Source organism: Ktedonobacter robiniae, assembly GCF_016587375.1.
Taxonomy (GTDB): domain Bacteria; phylum Chloroflexota; class Ktedonobacteria; order Ktedonobacterales; family Ktedonobacteraceae; genus Ktedonobacter; species Ktedonobacter robiniae.
This window is the reverse complement of sequence record NZ_BNJG01000003.1, coordinates 1,433,211-1,450,276: the sequence shown is the minus strand read 5'-3', so window position 1 is coordinate 1,450,276 and position 17,066 is coordinate 1,433,211. Positions and strand designations below refer to the sequence as shown.

Genomic DNA, 17,066 nt, shown 5'->3' with positions numbered 1-17,066 from the left:
ACAACATCCCTTTACCCTGAGTGCCGAAGGCACGAGCACTCTTTAGGCTTGTTTGCGATAGCGAGGGAGGGTTTTGACGAGCTGGAAGCCGAGCTTCTCATAGAGGGGGCGCGCCTGGTGGTTCTTTTCAGCGGTACTGATGCTGACGCGCATCACTCCGCGCTCGCGAAGGCGGTAGAGCGCATGCAGGATCAGGCTTCGTGCCAGGCCCTTGCGCCGGTAGTCGGGATGGGTGCTCACTTCATCGATCACACCTATATCGCCTACTATATGCATCTGCACGGTGGCAACGGGACGCTCGCCCGCGAAGAGCAGGTACCAGAGCGTAGGATCAACGCGCCCCTGCTCGAAGTTAGCAAGATACTCCTGATAGGCTGCCTCGTCAGCAACCTCGATACCAAAGGCTCTCTGATCGGCCCAGAACTCGTTATTCTGTGCCTCCCACAAGGTACGATAGAGTTCGGGACGAATGATGCTCACCCTATATTCAGCCTCAAAGCTTGCCTAGGGCAGATTCTTCAGGTCAGATAACTCATAGATCACACCTGTCCAGGCCTGGTAATAGCCTTCGTGCTGGAGCAACTCAGTAGACGAGGTGTTTATGCCTAGGGGATTGGCGGCATACTCCCATTTCTCGACGTCTGGATTGCTGTTCGCCAGGGTATGCAGGCGCTCCTCGGCCCAGTGAAGCAGACCCGTTCCCAGGCCACGCCCGCGCCAGGCAGGCACGACACGCCCCATATGCAAGTAGGCCCAGGTGCCCGAATCCTCGCGCCACCATGTCAGGCGCACAAAGCCGATGATCTCCTCTCCAGCGCAGGCCACAAGCATGTTCGCGGGATCGACCCGCTGCAACAGCTCCTGTACATCCGCGAGCATCGGCATACTTTCAAGCGTGCTCACGCTAACGATCTGGTCGGCCTCACGGCAGGCCTCAAACAGGGCCACCAATGTCTCCGCATCCTCCATACCACGCGGCTGCCGATACGTCACTCCTTCAAGCACAGGCAAATGAGGCGAGAAAATAGCAGTCATAGCAAACAAGGCCTTTCCAAAAATACACCAATAATGCACTATAACATATAAACATATATATTAGCTAAAATAACCAAGCAGACTTTCATAATATCATAACACCTGATTTTTGTCGATTTCTCAAATTCATTCATTTTTTCTGAAATGGGTAAGGGGAAATGGCAACATACTGCTGCGCAAGCCAGTCCAGGCTAGCTTGGACCCTGCGATGATTTCAGGGATTTGTTTCTATCTCGATAGACTCTTTCGCCACCAAGAAAAGCAGGATTTTCCAGCTTGAACGGGCTCAATAAGAAAAGGTGAGTAAAACAATGGAAGTGAGTTATCCATCCTATGGGCAAAGTTACCATCATCGATGAGTCCATGCTTGGCCAAAAGCGTACCTGAAATCTTGAGCTATTGGATGAGACCATCACCCTACGTGAGAAGCCGCTCTCCCAGATACCACGAAGTCGAAGAAAAGCAGCGTTTTCTTCGACTTCGTGGTATCCTCTTGCAAAATTCGGGATAAGTTCTCTTTCTGAAGCTGTGAAGAGGCTTTTACACGGTATCTCCTTTATGAACAGAAGCCTCTTCTGTTTCGCTAGACCAGATGGCACGAAACTCAGAGGAAGTGAGCAGGAGATCTGCAGCGGTGCCGCTAGCCTCGACACGACCCTCATTGAGGACAAGAATATGGTCAGCGCGCTGGAGTACGGAGCGGCGATGAGAGACGAGCAGGCAGGTGAGGGGATGTTCCTCGCTCTGCCGGGCCAGGAGCCGCTCCCAGAGCTGTTGCTCAGTAGTCACATCCAGGGCGCTGGAGAGATCATCGAAGACTAGCAGGTCTGCGGAACGCGCGAACATGCGAGCTGCTGCGGCGCGCTGGACCTGGCCACCGGAGAGCTTGACGCCGCGCGCCCCTACGGTGGTTTCCAGACCATGCTCCAACATCTCTACATCCTGCTCCATGACCGCCGCGTGCACAGCTGCCTGGAGCGCCTCCTGCGTCTCCGGCTGATCCAGCAGGATATTCTCTTTGAGCGTAGCGCTGAAGAGGTGGGGAATCTGGGCGGTGTAGGCGCTGCGTGGCGGAACAAAGAAGCTTGCCGGATCGTGCACCTTCTGCCCGTTCCAGGATATCTCGCCCACCTCGCGCGGCAGCAGACCCAGCAACACACGCAGAAGCGTCGTTTTGCCGGAAGCCACGCGCCCCGTGATCACGGTGATCGACCCGCGCCGCACACGCAGGTTGATTCCGTCGATGCCGCGCCCACTCTCAGGATAGCGATAGGTCAGGTTTGTCGCGCTCAACTCCTGTAGTCCATTATCGGGTCTTGCCTGTTCTAGATGTGGCTCTGGGAGTGAGCTGGAAAGATAGAGCGGATGATACTCAACGAGTTTCCCTTCGCTCATCCCCTGGGAGATGGCAAGCAGTCTTTGGTGAGAGATCCTCGTCTGGGCGAGATGGGCCATAAAGGTTCCAGTAAATTTGCTAAAGTCAGCAACAAATGGCAAATAGTAGAGAAAGAGCGCCAAGTCACCGATCCCAAGCTGGAAGGTGTGCAGCGATTGGGCGACCAGCATCAACACAAATCCCGTGCCCAGTCCTGTGATATTTCCAACGGTCGAGTTCACTAATTGCTCGACGACGCGATCTTTGAGCATAGCCACGCGTCTGCGCTTGTTCAGGGTACGGACATGTTCTACAACTGCCTGTTCGGCTCTGGCAAGCTGGATCGCCTGGACCGTCCCAAAGATCTCGCCCAGCGCGCTTGCAACGTTCCCGCTGGCCTGGCGGCTGGACTTGCGGAAACGTTGCAAGCGCGCATACATGGCCTGGGTTGTAGCGACCACTCCGGCCAGCGGCAGATAGATGAGCACAGTGACAAGCACGCTTACCTTCAACAGGACGATCAGGGCGAGGAGGGCGAACAGTATGTGCCCAACGGCATCGATGCTCCAGTCTACCGCCCGATCGAATTGCTCCACATCCGAGCGAAAGCGGCTGAGCGTTTCCCCCAACGTATGAGAGAAGGCTGACGCGCCTGGCTGCTCCAGTACGCGTTGCAACAGGTTGCGCCGGAGCAATTGGGCCACAGAAAAACGCAAGAGACGCCCCAGCACACCGCTACTCAGAGCACAGAGACCACTGCCCAGGATCAAGGCCAGAGCTAGCCAGTTGAGCCGCTGGAGTCCCGAGGTGAGTTGCTGCGTCCGCGCAAGTTCGTTCAAGTAGTGTTGCACGAGCAGACCCATGGGAAGTGGTGTGAGCACGTTGAGTATCCAGAGTATGGTTGCGGCGCTATAGAGTATCGGGCGATAACAAATCAATCGCCACAGAACCTGGAGGTTTTTCATGAAAGTACTACCTGGAGATTATTGGCCAACAACTGCGAAAAATGCGAGGCAGGATTAGCCAGCAGTTCCGCGCGCGGGCCGAATTCGAGTATCTGGCCATGCTGCAAAATCAGAATATAGTCGGCGCGCTGCACCGTGGCCAGGCGATGGGCTATAATAATGCCAGTTCTCCCATGTAATAGCCGTTCTATGGCCCGTTCTATGACTTGTTCAGTTGCAGGATCGAGGCGCGATGAAGCCTCATCTAGCAGCACCAGATCTGAATTTTCGAGAAAAGCTCGCGCAAATGCCAGCAACTGGGCTTCACCAGCCGAGAGGCCCGCGCCGCCAACCCCCAATTCGCTTCCCAGACCATTGGGCAGTGCCTGCAACCAGCGCCCCAAACCCAGTTCATTGAGGACGGCGTTGATCTGCGCATCGGGCACATGGCGCTTGAAGAAGGTCAGGTTGTCGCGCACGTTCCCCTGGAAGAGCTGCACATCCTGGGTGACCATGGCCATGCGCCGACGTACCTGCTCCAACTCGATCTTCTGGAGAGGCACGCCGCTCAAGCGTATCTCGCCAGACTGGGCATCGTAGAAGCGCAGCAATAAACGCGCCAGCGTCGTTTTGCCGCTCCCCGTCCGACCCAGCACGCCTAGGACCTTGCCAGCGGGCAGATGGAAATTCACATCGCGCAGCACCGGCTCGTCCACATTGTACCCAAAGGTAATGTGCTCGAACGCGACCTCAAGCGCTCCAACTGGCAGTGCCTGGTAACGCTCGCGCAGCATGTATGTCTGAGAGGTATCCGTGCCAGGCAATGCGGTGTTCTGAACGGGCCAGTGAGCGTCCGTCAGTGTCGAGCGTGTCTTCAGCAAGTTCTGGATACGTTCGATGCTCGCATCTGCGGTTTGCAAGTCCTGAATCTGATTACGGATCTGCTTGATAGGGAGAATGATCAGGTTGGTATAATAAAAGACCTCATAGACCGTACCAAGCGAGATGGCGTGCGCGCCCAGCAGCCAGGCCCCAACGGCCAGCGCCAAGATATTCCCCAGAGAGAAAATGGTGAGAGTCCCAGCAAATTGTAGGAACTCTGCCACTGAACGGCGATAGTCGATCTGCCACCACTGGCGAGCAAATTGGTGGAAGCGGCGCATCACAAAGCTCGTGGCACCATTCGCTCGTACTTCCTCAGTCCCCTCTAAGTGCTCGCCTAGCTGACCAAAGAACTCAGCATACTTCACTTGATAAGCCAGCCAGAATGGCCTGCCATACTTTTGTAAAAGCGCCAGGAGGACGAAGGCCAGCGCGGTAAAGCCCAGCATCATCAGGCCCAGGTACCAGTCCTTCTGAAAAAGCACCAGTACAATCCCAAGCAGCAGAATGAGGTTCCCTACGAGTTGGATAATCGCCTGTGAGAAGAAGCTCGCGAGCGCATCGACATCCCCATCAACACGCTGAATCAGCTCGCCAGGCGTATGAGCCTTATGGAAAGACATATCTAGCGTCAGACAGTGGCTGATCAGATCCTCGCGCAGGCGATTGGTTGCGGTCCAGGCCACATTCTCGCTCAAGTACGTCGCTACAATCGACGCGCCCTGCGTGCTCAGAGCAAGGACGACGAAGAGCACGCCGATAAGGATCAGCGTACTCTGGGCAGATCCTTGTAATACCGCGTCAATAAATATCTGCAATAATTGCGGATTGGCCAATTGCAATCCGATGCTGATGAGCAGCAGAAGACTCATCAACAGGACCGAGCGCCACTGCGCTCCAAGATAGGTTCGCAGAAGAGGAAGATAATCCTTTTTGTGTACATACATCGCTGTGTTTCCTTCCTTGCCTGAAGAAACTATTACACATGAAAACTGCTCTCTATGCGTGCAAGAAAGGGCGAGGAAACAGGCGCAGTTAACAGACCGCACAGCCTATCTTGCACGCTCCACGGCCTGTGTTGGGCGCAACAAAAAGACCATGAACGGTTTTGCCCACAGCCTCTTCATTGATTTTGTTCAGTTTATGCGAGAGGATGATTTGGCACGTTCCTGAAAAAAGGCACAATGAGGCTCTGGGCCAATACAAGAGCGCTGCAATAGGGGGTGCGCGCAATACCTTTTGCCGTTCGGTAACCGGTAGCCATAGCGCTTTGCCTTTCATGAGAGATCGTCTGTAAGTTCAGGTAGTGAGGGAATAATAGCATGTGTTTTCTATAGAGTCAAAGATAGAGGAAAGATAGAGGAACGAACTGGGGAATCCTTTGTTTTTCTCGAAGGATGGTTTCCAAGACTCTCTCTGAGACCGTTATTTGTGTCCACATGAGTTAGGATTCTCAGTCTATTTTTGTTAGACGCTCCCAATCAACGCTTTGGCATATTCCCACAGAGGTCCAGAGGAAGAAGGATGGTGTGTAACATAAGCGTTGAAGAGGTTTAAGCTCTCTTGCTTGAGCAATCCACCCTCGATGAGAGGGACACGGTACGCAGGAAAGCCCTAATCCTTTCGTTGCCACCCAGATAGGCAATTCCCCGTTTTTTAAACCCTCTGTAGCAACCTGAAGAGCTTCTTGTATAAAGATCGTAGGTGGAACAGACATGGATCTTTTCCTTTTTCTTCTCGATAGTGGAAACAAGTATTGAAACCGATCTTTGAAAGTATAGCGAATTCTTGACAATCATTGAGTAGCATAGTATGATTTGAGCATGAAACTCAGTGATTACGCGAAACAACAAGGGGTCCGCTATGAGACAGCCTGGCGTTGGTTCCGGGACGGGAAAATCCAGGGGCGGCGCGTAGGGGCTCACACGATTCTCATCGACGAGCCAACCAGGGTGTCAGTCCCCTCATCGAAGCCTCAAACCGTGGTCTACACGCGGGTGTCTTCCGCAGAAAACAAGACCAACCTGGACAGTCAAGCTGAGCGGTTGGTTGCCTACTGCGCTGCCCGTGGCTATCAAGTGGGCAAAGTTGTCAAGGAAATTGGCTCTGGCGTCAATGACAATCGGCCGAAGTTTCTGGCTCTCTTGGCCGATCCAAGTGTGGGCCGTATCGTCATTGAACACAAGGACCGGGGTACCCGCTTCGGGTTCCGTTACATCGAGACCCTGCTTCAAACCTATGGGCGTGAGATCGAGGTCGTCAATCAGGCCGACAATGGCACAGAAGACCTGCTCTCAGACCTCACCAGCATCGTGTACTCGTTCTGCGCCCGGCTCTATGGGCAACGGCGTGCCAAACGCAAAACAGAGCGTCTTGTGCAGGAATTGGAGGCCGACCGTGCACCTGGTTGAAAAGCACATCATTCTTCGGAGTGATCCACGCTATGCCACGCTTGACGCGGCCTGTTTTGCTTCCAAAAATCTCTACAATACGGCGCTGTATGAGATCCGTCAGGCCTTCATCTTTGAGGGAAAACACCTCAACTACAATGAAATGGATCGGCGGATGCAGTCGCATGAAGCGTACAAAGCACTGCCTGCGAAAGTGGCCCAACAGGTATTGCTGCTGCTCGAACGCAACTGGAAATCCTTCTTTGAAGCGCTCGATGCCTACAAGCGCGATCCCTCAAAATTTCGCCGACGCCCCCAATTCCCCAAATACAAGCACAAAACGACAGGCCGCAACGTACTCATCTACACGATGCAGGCCGTAAGCCGCAGCAAACGGACCCTTGGACGACACCTCATTCAGCCTTCGGGACTGGGCATTCAGATCAAAACCCAACAAGATCCCAAGGCGATCACTCAGGTCCGTGTGGTTCCCAAACACGGTTTTGTCGTCGTTGAGATCATTTATGAACAGGAGCCGAGCCGCTCCGCCGTCGATCCCGCGCTCATCGCTGGCATCGATCCTGGTCTGGAAAATCTGATCGCACTAACTTCAAATAAACCGGGTTTTGTCCCGGTCGTCGTTAACGGGCGCGGTCTGAAAAGTACGAATCAGTTCTACAACAAGCGGCGAGCAGAACTCCAACAAGCTCTTGGTCGTCCTGGAAACACCCGGCGCATGGAGCGCTTGACTCTCTGGCGCAATCGGCGGATTGAGCATGATCTGCACACCATCTCGCGTTTTGTGATTGATGTGCTGGTGGCTGAGGGGATCGGAACGCTCGTGATTGGTCGCAACATGGGCTGGAAACAGGAGATCAACCTGGGGAAACGGACAAATCAGAACTTTGTTCAGGTGCCTCATGCCCAGTTCATCCAGATGCTCACCTACAAAGCTGAGCAAAAAGGCATCCAGGTGATCCTCACCGAAGAAAGCTACACCAGCAAGGCCAGTTTCCTGGATCGCGATCCTTTGCCGATCTACCAGCAAAGCCAGGAGCATGCGCCTGTTTTCAGCGGCAAACGGATCACACGGAGGCTCTATCGGGCATCCAATGGCCAACTCATTCACGCCGATTGCAACGGGTCCTATAACATCATCAGAAAAGCAGCTCCTGATGCCTTCGGGTCGGAGGGAGTAGAGGATGGGGAGCGCAGGGTTCATCTGCCGGTAGTCCATCCCGTGAGGCTGTCATTCCCTCACAAACCCGCTCGCGAGAAAATCCTGGCCTCTGTCAGGATTCGCTAGTCACGACGGAACTATAGTTGAGGCGTTTCAAACACACAAGCCTTGTTCCCACTCCTGAATCCTTTGCGGGTGCGAAGAAGCAGAGAGTCCTGCATGCTCTGTAGCGTTTGCTTGCCCGAACCATGAATGATCGCGTAAGATAGAAGAACAGTGTGTATCGGCCTGCAGCTCACGCGTCGTATTGCTGTACACAAAAGTTCCAGAGCAAAGGATGTGGAACATGCAGCCGCTTTTCGCTCAGAATCCGCTCGATCTCGGTGTCCTGGTAACGAGCTTTCTCATCTGGAGAGTGATGGAAGCGAGCGTGGATATCAGAACGTTCAAACGTCTCCGTGCTGGCGCCCAGCGCCAAGATAAAGGATCGCACATGGTCCTTCTTTGCCTGATCATGTCCGGTCTCCTCCTCGGCATACTGCTGGCTTTGAAAATTCCTGCCACCGCCATCACCAGCGCGCCCAACATCTTCTTCTGGCTGGGCATTGTCCTGATGTACACGGGGATGATATTACGTCTCTACGCTATTCAAGTGCTTGGTCGCTCTTTCACGACCAGCGTGGCCATTGCACCCGAGCAGACCGTGATTGAAACGGGTCCCTACCGACTCATTCGGCATCCCTCCTATACCGGCATCCTCATCACGTTGCTCGGATTGGGACTCAGCTTGACGAACAACTGGTTGAGCCTACTCGTCATCATGGGATGCGCGCTCATTGGTTTCAGTTATCGTATCCGGGTGGAAGAGCATGTCCTCCAGGAGCATCTAGGCCAGCGCTATCAGGAATATATGCGGCGCACGAAACGGCTCATCCCCTTTGTGCTTTAGCAGAAGACAAGGCTCCATTGCGCTCCACACATTTCCTCTTTTCTAGCAAGCGATTAGCGCCATTTGTGCGGAAGAGCCAAAGGATTTTATAGTACCTACTCGAAAGCCCACTGCAATGATAGTAACAAGATGTAACATTTTAAGGGCCTTTTTCTGTCAACGCCAATCATGAGCATCGACAGAAACGCCTTGATATACCACTCACTACCTGATATATTTCTCTTGAACGCTGTGAATGACGTTCGCTACTAAAGAAGGGATTCTCCTCATGGTCGCTATTGACAAAAAATTCGGCAAGTACGCCCATCCTGAAGTCGAACGGAAGTTTTTATTAGCCGCCATTCCACCTGGTTCCACTTTCCGCACAGATATTACTGACCACTATATTGACAATACCACGCTCCGTTTACGGAGAATGCAGACTGAGCATGAAGTCACGTTTAAGCTAGCACAAAAATTACGCGCTCATCCTCACGATACGCGAATGATCTTCCATACGAATTTTTACATCTCGGAATCTGAATATTCCTTCCTAACTTCTACGCTGCCCTCGCATCGGCTTGAAAAAAGACGGTTCCGTTTCCACGGAGGAACGATCCCCATGGGTATCGACCAATTCCAAGGCCCCCTCGAAGGCTTAGTACTTGCAGAAGTAGATTTTGGCCCAGACGGTGATCCTTCATCTCTCATCATGCCCTCTTTTGCGCTTGCAGAAGTAACAGATGATGAGCGCTTTACTGGGGGCATTTAGCATTAACGACCCATTCACAAGTAAAAGCTCTTCTTGATGAGTTCCACGTGAAGTAACCTCTGCATCATTTACCCATGCAATCCAGCACTCCTGTCTTGGGATTCCAAACTGCTTACTAGCTGATACATGCCCCGTGGGATATAACAGAAGAATCTCAAAACCGTTGGTTTGCTGAGAAAGAGCAAAATTCATTAAGGGAGATGTTTTCTTTAGCAACGGGGGATAGGAGGCGTCTCAAGCGCTTGCTTCCTTATGCCAACCTCTAGGCAGAAGGGACAGTTTACAGCGTCACAGTTATGACAGAGCAGAAACCCTGCCAGTGGTGGGGTTTCTGCGTGATCGAACTGCTGCAGGAGGCTGGCTACGAAAATCAGATGCAGGAGTGGCAAGGCGAATACGATCTCTATGTCACATAACGCGGCAGCCCAGGACTTGAACGCCAAATTTCAAGGCGACGACCTGAGCGAAGGCGTTATGTAGAAGTTGGGCGAGCTGGGCTAATTTGGGGCAGAAAAGTACACCTTTTGAGCTATTGGGCGTCAAATTGGGTACAAAGTGCAGCATAACACCGTAAGCAGCGTGGGCTGGGGCAGCTTAAGGAGCGATTCCTTTAGATTTGTCAATTCTTGGATTATGAGTATACTAAATAGTAGAAAACAAATTTTCATATTACAAGACATATATCTCTCTACTACTTCTGGTGCTTCTGGTGACGTGTGCCTGTTGGCTGGTAAATCATGGGGGATCGCTGGCATCTACCTGCCGAGATGCTTGCAGTTATTGTTTACCAGCCAGCCTGGCATACTCTCCTTCTCTTCTGCTAACCATACAGTGTCACACCTTCTCTGAATTACGCGGTACCACATCCAAATATTTGACGAGGCAGGTCACAAATTATCATCCCCTCCCAGCCACCTTCGGTGAGTACACAGTGCCAAAAAACCGCAAAAAAGGCCTTCTATGCGCTCTTAAACGGCTATACTTCTCCCTAGAATGTCATGAGCTGCTTGAAGGGAGTCTATCGTATGCGCATGAAATTACTGGCCTGTGGCGCGTTCTTCCTCAATACCTTTCTCTATGGCACCTACTACGCGGTCTCGAAGGGGTCGCTGGGGCGCATCGATCCGATTGTGTTTACCTTCTTTGTGATGCTGTCCCTCCTACCCCTGGCCCTGTGTATTATTATCTATTCCTGGCACGAGATTAATCGCGAGGTGATAAAGAGCGGAGTATTGCTGGGAAGTTGCATCTGCATCGGCCTGTTTACGCTCTCGGTGGCGTTGAAATATAATAGCGCGACGAGCACGGCCTTCTTCCCCTCGCTCAATGGCTTTCTGGCAGCGATCTGTGTCTGGCTCTTTATGCGCCAGCCCCTGCATAAAGCGACATGGTTCGCCGGGCTGGTCTCGGCCTGTGGAGCGCTTCTGCTCATCTTGAATTCACCCATCGGCGGCCTGCGCGGCGCGCTGATCGCCTTTATCGGAGGCCTCTTCTGCACGTTCTATGTCTTCCTGGCGGACCACGAGCAGCGCGGCAAGGCCTATCTCCCTCTCTTTGGCATTCAGTTGCTGACAATGGCCATCTGGGGCAATTTTATCGCTCTGCTCTTTGGTAATTGGCAGGATGTGCATCCACTACTCCCGAATGATCTGTGGAGCGTGCTCTATATCGCCTTTGGCACGACCTGTCTCCCTACGCTGATTACGGTACGTTTGCAGAACTACATCTCACCAATAACGGTCTCTTTCATCTATATCCTGGAGCCAGTGCTGGGCGCGGCCTTCGCCAACTACTACCTGCACGAGGTTCTCCCCCTGGATGGCTACCTTGGTGGGGTCCTAATCGTGGCCGGTGCCTTAATCAATACCTGGGGGTCAGCAGAGCGGCCAGCGACGCAGGGAAAGCGGAGTGCGGCACTCTTTGGCGACCGCCTAATGCAGACCTGGCGAGGCAGCGATGGCGGTCTAATCCTGCCCGTTCTGGGTGTGATCGCTGGCGCCTTTGCCCTGTTGCGCCTGGAAGGCTTCCCGCCCGCTGCCTGGATTCTGTTGGCCCAGGTATGGCCGGAGTACCAAACCATTGTCGCGCATGGGCACGGCTCAATGCTGGCCCTGGTCATCGGGCAGGCACTCTGCTGGCTTCTCGCCTGGATCGCGGTCGCGGGACTGAGTATGCTCAGCCTGCGCAGACTAATCCGGCTTTTCAATACGCCCACGGCTGCAAGATCTATTCCTTCCATCATCTCACGCGAGTATGAAGCTAATACACAGGAGGTATCTGACATGGATGTCCTGGCAAGGTCATTTGAGGTCGAGGAAGTGCCAATGGAGCAGGCCCACGCCGTAGCATATACCCTGGAGACCTGGGATGAGCACGCGCGTCACCAGCCCGGCACGACACCAGCCAGCATCTACTGGCGCCCAAGGCAGCGAGAACGCAAGCGCCTGCTTCAGCAGCATCACCAGGAGGCCCGGGCCTCCGCCGGGCTAGCCAATAAAGCTCGCCTGCGTCGCCAGACGGTCGATCTCTCGGGCCTGCGCGCCGACGCGATCTTCGGCGAAGAGCTACCCGCATACGACCGCCTCGACCGATAAACAGTAGCTGCGACACCAGGGCGCAGCCCCAGTAGCCGCGTACGCCAGTAGCGGGAGGAACGAATGAAACGAAGTGATACAGGCGACTTCTGCGTACTCTACCTGGAGACCGCCGACAATAGAGCCACCCTGAGTCAGGCCTTGAGCGAGCTGCGCAAGCCAGTAGTTATCATGCTGGCGGAGCAGGGACGCCTCTTCCAGCGGCCAGATGACTTCTCGGCGCTTAAGCATATCAAGCGCCAGCTCGATATACCCGTGATCTTTGTCATCCCCAATAGTGGGCATATAACACAGCTGGCGACGCGTTTTGGCTTCCCTGTCTATTCCTCTGTAGATAACCTGGCGAACGCCCTAGCCATGGGTCAGCTCTCACGCCAGCGCACCCATACAGCGCAAACAAGCCCACAACGCATTACCGCGCCGCTCAGTCCCACGGCCTCCCTGCACACGCTCAAGGCCGATCTACGCAACGCGGGACCACGTGGACCAGTCAGCCAACCCCTTCATACAGACAACGAGAGCGAGCCGGTAATGGAATTGTCCGCAGGTGGACAGCCACTCGACGCCCGCGAGCACACAACCAGCCATATGCCTCCTGTTTCACAGATGGATGTGCCTCCACGTATGGAGAAGCGACCAGTCGCGAGTCCACAACCCTCCCCACCACGCGAGCGACTGAGGCATAACCCTGCGCTAGAGAGGTTTGATCCATACACCCAGGCACTGCAAGACGAGGAGTCAGAGCCAGAGCCTCTCATACTAGAACACAATGCTCCACCTATGCGTCGGAGCGGAGCCGCGCAAAGAGCGAGCACAGGTATGCTCGTCGAAAAGACACAGCCCACACCACGCGAGGAGCCACGTGCTCCAGCACCACGGGCCCCCAGGAATACTTTCGCCAAATTTGTGGCAATCGTGGCCATCATCGCGCTCTCGGTCGCGGGCCTGAGCTACTTCCTGGTCTTCTATCACCAGTGGCCAACCACGACCACTACGAGTGCTGTGCCGCCCATCGTGGGCGATATCTCATATGTCAGCAGCAACCAGATCAGCGAGAAGAGCAGCCAGGGCATCTCCGACCAGGTAACTATCGACCTCCAACAATTAAACCCACCCGCCAGCGGCAAGGCCTATTATGCCTGGCTGCTGGGAGATAAGAGCCAGAGTGAGGCACACACTATTCTGATGGGGCGCCTGAACGTGAGTAATGGCAAGGCACATCTCTTCTATAGCGGCGACCCGCAGCACAGCAACCTGCTGCTCACAACGAGCCGCTTCCTGGTGACGGAGGAGAGCGCCTCGGTCACGCCTATCTCGCCCACACCCGATTATAACGCCTGGCGCTACTATGGAGAGGTCTCGCAGGCCCCAATTAACACACCTGATAACACTAACCATTTTAGCTATCTTGATCACCTGCGCCACCTGTTGGCCAGCGACCCCACGCTGGAGAAGCTGAACCTTCCTGGTGGGTTAAACACCTGGTTCTACCGCAACACGGCTAAACTAGTGGAGTGGACCACAAGCATGCGCGATCCCTGGGAGGCGAACAAAGACATTAACTATGTACGGCGCATGACAGCACGTACCCTGGCCTATCTCGATGGCGCATCCTTTGTCGGACTAGACCTTCCACCTGGCACGCCTGCGCTCGTCGATGGTCGGCTGGCCCAGATAGGTCTGATCCAGGTCAACGGCCCCGATCAGGAGCCACCCTGCTACCTCTCACACGTTATGAAGCACCTGAACGGGCTCTTGCAGGCACCGGACGCACCAGCCTCTCTGCGCCAGAACGCGACCGATATCGTCAACGCTCTGAGTAACGTCAATCGCTGGCTCAACCAGGTGCGTAGCGATGGCAAGAAGATCATGCAGATGAACGACGACCAGATGCGCCAGCCCTCGACGCTCTCGCTCATCAACGACATGATCGTCAACACCAACAACGCCTATATCGGACAGACCGACGCCAACACAGGGCAGACATTGCACGGGGCGAATTGGATTCACGATCACATGCAGTCCATCTCTACCTTCCAGGTCTCACCCTACCGACCCAGCCCACAATCGATCCAGATGATTCAAGATATTCTCCACGCTAAGGCATAAATGCCCGCACCGCACCACCTACCAGAGCGAGCGCCGCAGGCGTGAGATTTCACAGTCAGAAGGAAGGCCAATCATGACAAGGCGTGTCATCGCCATAACACTCTTACTAGTGCTGATGCTCCTCGGCTTAACGGCGGGCGTCTTCGCGAATACGATTCAGCGCTCGCTTACCCTCCCGGACATGCAGCGCATGTTCCACGATGGGCCAGCGGGCAAGCCTACGATTGTGGCTCAGATGCCCGTGACACCCACGGGCAAACCAACCACGCCAAAGACAAATGTATTGGCTCAGGATACCTTTCAACGCCAGAACCAGAGCTTCTGGGGCCAGGCCAGCGATGGCCATACCTGGGCGGCCGACGCCAATGCACTGGCAATCTTCTCGGTCCAGAATACGGCTGGCTCCATCACCGATGGTAACGGCACATTTAACGCGGTGTTGGGGCCTGCCAGCGACAACGTTGATCTGCTGATCAATGGCTCACTAAACAAATTCACGGGTCAGAATAACTTTGGCTCGGTCCTGCGCTGGCACAACGTCAATAACTGGTACAAGGCCTATATCGATGGCAATCACCTGATCATCATGCGCCGTGTCGCTGGAGTCAATCAGCAACTGGTCAGTATGCCCTTCGCCGCTCTGAGCGGCGCGAGCTACGCGCTTCGTTTCCGCGCCCTCGGCAACCAGCTTATGGCCCGCGCCTGGCAGACCAACGCGCCCGAACCAGCCACCTGGCAGGCAACGATCAAAGATGCCTCGCTCAACAAAGGGCAGGCGGGCGTACGCGTGCTCATCCAGCCTGGTACGCTGGTCAAGATAACGTCCTTCACGGCCAGTGCCGCGACTGGCACAGTGTGAGTGATAGAAAATTTCAACAGCAAGCGCCACAGGCGCGAGAAAGAGCGGACCTATGCAGCAAGAACTAAAACAACTCTATCAAACTCAGGTGGCGGTGCGGGTGGTGGTCTATGGCTGCTTACTGCTGTGTGCCATCCTGCTCTACACGCTATCTGGTGGCTTCCCTCCCTGGGCCTGGAGCTTCCTGGCCTCGCTTTTGCCACGCCTTCCTGAGCTGTGGCGGGCCCAGGGACCAGCCATGCTGATCCCCTTTACAGGCCTGCTCTTGCTCTCGCTCTCGCTCCTCATCCTGTGGATGATATTGCTCACAGTGACGCTACGCCTGCTCTTTCACCAGTGGCGTGAGCGTTATGAAGAACAGCGCTTCGCCCGCGAGTTGGCTGAGGCTGATGCCCTGTCTGAGGAACTCCTTGAAGAGGTGCTGGATAACGAGTACACACAGCCAGAGCGCGCAGCAGCCCCCGCCATGCCGCGTGCCTCGCGCAGGCCAAAACTCTATAATAAAACGGCGCAAGCAGCTCGCGTCACCGCCAATAATATGTATGAGGACATAGAAGATGATGAGTACGAAGAGGAGGAGCCTCAGCCAGCCTCTATAGGGCTACGTTTGCGCGCCTCGCAGCCTGTCTCGCCCCTTGCACCCACGCAGGAGGTTGATGTGCCTCAGCGTGAGGGACTACGTTCGGCACGCGCCCCGCTTGCCAACCGAGCTGCTAGAACCTCGGCCACGTGGGAGGAGCTAGAAGAGCCACGCCGCGCGCAGGTGCAGGCCTTTGGTTCCTCCGCACCTGCTATCATCCCCGCGCGCCCGGTAGCCAGGCAGGCCCCAGCAGAAACGCCAGTGCCAGAATGGCCTGGCACAGCCTATCCAGCAATCACATCCGGGTCGTCAGCGCCACCTTCAGGCAGTCCTATACAGGGTACGGCTTCCAGTTCGCCACAGGTATAGAGAAGCACGCGCCCCTACCCCAGGCTGTCAATGACACGCTGCAGCCAGTGCGCGTACAGCAGGCGGCGCCGATAGAGCTGGCCACGCGCCAGCGTGCGCGTGCCGCTGGCACAGTAAATAGTATCAGCCAGGCTAGTATCGCGCCAATCTCAGACGACATCGAGGAGTATGACACGCGCCCTGTCCGGGCTGAGGAGGAGGAAGAATACGCAGATGAAGAGATGCTTCCCCAGGAGGCTAGCAGTAAGCCACAGTATCGCCTGAGCGTAGGCATGGGTCTGGACCCTGGCCTCGTACGTAAAGACGCGCCCAACGAGGACAACATTTTTGCCATGCAGGGCATTCGCCCAGGATCGTCTGGTCCCGAACCCGTGGGACTCTTTGTCGTCGCGGATGGAATGGGAGGTCATGCCGATGGGCAGGAGGCCAGCCGCTTGGCCATCCAGATTATCAGCGATATCGTCTCGCCAACTTTGCTGCGCGAAGCGGAGCTTGAGGAGTCCTTCGGCGGCATCATCAAAGACGCGACACATCGCGCCAATCTTACGCTCTACCAGCGCAATCGCCAGAAAGAACATATGATGGGCACCACTCTGACTGCGGCCCTGGTCGTCGGCACCATGGCCCACGTTATCAACGTCGGCGATAGCCGCACCTATCGCTACCGCCCCTCTGAAGGTCTATCGCAGATTACCCGCGACCACTCGGTCGTGGCGCGCCTGGTCGAGAAAGGGCTGATAGAGCCACACGAAGTGTATACCCATCCCAAGCGCAATCAGATCTATCGCTGCCTGGGCGAGCATGCGTCAGTCGAGTTCGACTACTTCAAAGTCGAGCTACAAGAGCGCGACATACTGCTCCTCTGTTCAGACGGACTCTGGGAGATGATGCGCGATCCCGAGATTGAGCACATCCTCTCTGGCACAAGCACCCATGCCTCGCGCGCCAGCTCCCTACTCATCCAGGCAGCCCTGGCCCACGGCGGCCACGACAACATCAGCGTCGTCATAGCCTGCCTGCTAGCGGAAGAATAGCATCTTGACTCATGC

At 55.0% G+C, this 17,066-nt stretch carries 12 protein-coding genes and 1 pseudogene; 9 read left to right on the top strand and 4 right to left on the bottom strand.

The features are described from left to right. Positions 1-42 precede the first annotated feature (42 nt). The 4 genes and pseudogenes from JMJ04_RS38855 to JMJ04_RS38840 all read right to left on the bottom strand — a co-directional run. Positions 43-483 (bottom strand): annotated as a pseudogene (locus JMJ04_RS38855) (GNAT family N-acetyltransferase); the annotation flags it as partial. A 21-nt stretch (positions 484-504) separates the two neighbouring features. Next, complete coding sequence (locus JMJ04_RS38850) at positions 505-1,035, bottom strand: GNAT family N-acetyltransferase (protein WP_201375723.1); 531 nt, start codon at positions 1,033-1,035, stop codon at positions 505-507. Positions 1,036-1,575: 540 nt separating this feature from the next. Further along, positions 1,576-3,375 (bottom strand): ATP-binding cassette domain-containing protein, encoded by a 1,800-nt coding sequence (locus JMJ04_RS38845; protein WP_201375722.1) that lies wholly within the window; start codon positions 3,373-3,375, stop codon positions 1,576-1,578. After that, a complete protein-coding gene (locus JMJ04_RS38840) occupies positions 3,372-5,183 on the bottom strand; it encodes an ABC transporter ATP-binding protein (RefSeq protein ID WP_201375721.1) in 1,812 nt (603 codons plus the stop codon). Before JMJ04_RS38840 ends, JMJ04_RS38845 begins: the two co-directional genes overlap by 4 nt. A gap of 876 nt (positions 5,184-6,059) precedes the next feature. Here JMJ04_RS38840 and JMJ04_RS38835 point away from each other — a divergent pair. The 9 genes from JMJ04_RS38835 to JMJ04_RS38795 all read left to right on the top strand — a co-directional run bounded on the left by JMJ04_RS38835 (position 6,060) and on the right by JMJ04_RS38795 (position 17,051). Beyond that, positions 6,060-6,647: an IS607 family transposase gene (locus tag JMJ04_RS38835; RefSeq protein ID WP_201370004.1), complete on the top strand. Its 588-nt coding sequence runs from the start codon at positions 6,060-6,062 to the stop codon at positions 6,645-6,647. Beyond that, a complete protein-coding gene (locus JMJ04_RS38830; RefSeq protein WP_201375720.1) occupies positions 6,634-7,932 on the top strand; it encodes an RNA-guided endonuclease InsQ/TnpB family protein in 1,299 nt (432 codons plus the stop codon). Before JMJ04_RS38835 ends, JMJ04_RS38830 begins: the two co-directional genes overlap by 14 nt. A 220-nt stretch (positions 7,933-8,152) precedes the next feature. Beyond that, on the top strand, positions 8,153-8,755 hold the full coding sequence (locus JMJ04_RS38825) for a methyltransferase family protein (RefSeq protein WP_201375719.1): 603 nt from the start codon (positions 8,153-8,155) through the stop codon (positions 8,753-8,755). 268 nt (positions 8,756-9,023) lie between these two features. After that, on the top strand, positions 9,024-9,506 hold the full coding sequence (locus JMJ04_RS38820) for a CYTH domain-containing protein (RefSeq protein ID WP_201375718.1): 483 nt from the start codon (positions 9,024-9,026) through the stop codon (positions 9,504-9,506). A gap of 1,025 nt (positions 9,507-10,531) precedes the next feature. Then, the gene (locus JMJ04_RS38815) at positions 10,532-12,100 is read left to right on the top strand and encodes a DMT family transporter (protein WP_201375717.1); all 1,569 of its coding nucleotides are present in this window, start codon (positions 10,532-10,534) and stop codon (positions 12,098-12,100) included. A gap of 63 nt (positions 12,101-12,163) precedes the next feature. Then, positions 12,164-14,209, top strand: a complete 2,046-nt coding sequence (locus JMJ04_RS38810) for a hypothetical protein (RefSeq protein ID WP_201375716.1) — start codon at positions 12,164-12,166, stop codon at positions 14,207-14,209. Between the two features lie 73 nt (positions 14,210-14,282). After that, positions 14,283-15,068 carry a hypothetical protein gene (locus JMJ04_RS38805; RefSeq protein ID WP_201375715.1) on the top strand — a complete coding sequence of 262 codons (786 nt, stop codon included), beginning with the start codon at positions 14,283-14,285 and terminating at the stop codon, positions 15,066-15,068. A gap of 52 nt (positions 15,069-15,120) precedes the next feature. Beyond that, positions 15,121-16,017 (top strand): hypothetical protein, encoded by an 897-nt coding sequence (locus JMJ04_RS38800; protein ID WP_201375714.1) that lies wholly within the window; start codon positions 15,121-15,123, stop codon positions 16,015-16,017. Further along, positions 15,918-17,051 carry a PP2C family protein-serine/threonine phosphatase gene (locus tag JMJ04_RS38795; protein ID WP_201375713.1) on the top strand — a complete coding sequence of 378 codons (1,134 nt, stop codon included), beginning with the start codon at positions 15,918-15,920 and terminating at the stop codon, positions 17,049-17,051. The genes JMJ04_RS38800 and JMJ04_RS38795 overlap by 100 nt, the downstream gene beginning before the upstream one ends. The last annotated feature ends 15 nt before the right edge of the window (positions 17,052-17,066 follow it).

Excerpts from the sequence above, each read along its gene's own strand:
- JMJ04_RS38820 (WP_201375718.1), top strand. The coding sequence starts at position 9,024 with ATGGTCGCTATTGACAAAAAATTCGGCAAGTACGCCCATCCTGAAGTC.
- JMJ04_RS38825 (WP_201375719.1), top strand. The coding sequence starts at position 8,153 with ATGCAGCCGCTTTTCGCTCAGAATCCGCTCGATCTCGGTGTCCTGGTA.
- JMJ04_RS38805 (WP_201375715.1), top strand. The coding sequence starts at position 14,283 with ATGACAAGGCGTGTCATCGCCATAACACTCTTACTAGTGCTGATGCTC.
- JMJ04_RS38795 (WP_201375713.1), top strand. The coding sequence starts at position 15,918 with ATGGCCTGGCACAGCCTATCCAGCAATCACATCCGGGTCGTCAGCGCC.
- JMJ04_RS38845 (WP_201375722.1), bottom strand. The coding sequence starts at position 3,375 with ATGAAAAACCTCCAGGTTCTGTGGCGATTGATTTGTTATCGCCCGATA.
- JMJ04_RS38800 (WP_201375714.1), top strand. The coding sequence starts at position 15,121 with ATGCAGCAAGAACTAAAACAACTCTATCAAACTCAGGTGGCGGTGCGG.
- JMJ04_RS38815 (WP_201375717.1), top strand. The coding sequence starts at position 10,532 with ATGCGCATGAAATTACTGGCCTGTGGCGCGTTCTTCCTCAATACCTTT.
- JMJ04_RS38840 (WP_201375721.1), bottom strand. The coding sequence starts at position 5,183 with ATGTATGTACACAAAAAGGATTATCTTCCTCTTCTGCGAACCTATCTT.
- JMJ04_RS38835 (WP_201370004.1), top strand. The coding sequence starts at position 6,060 with ATGAAACTCAGTGATTACGCGAAACAACAAGGGGTCCGCTATGAGACA.
- JMJ04_RS38850 (WP_201375723.1), bottom strand. The coding sequence starts at position 1,035 with ATGACTGCTATTTTCTCGCCTCATTTGCCTGTGCTTGAAGGAGTGACG.
- JMJ04_RS38810 (WP_201375716.1), top strand. The coding sequence starts at position 12,164 with ATGAAACGAAGTGATACAGGCGACTTCTGCGTACTCTACCTGGAGACC.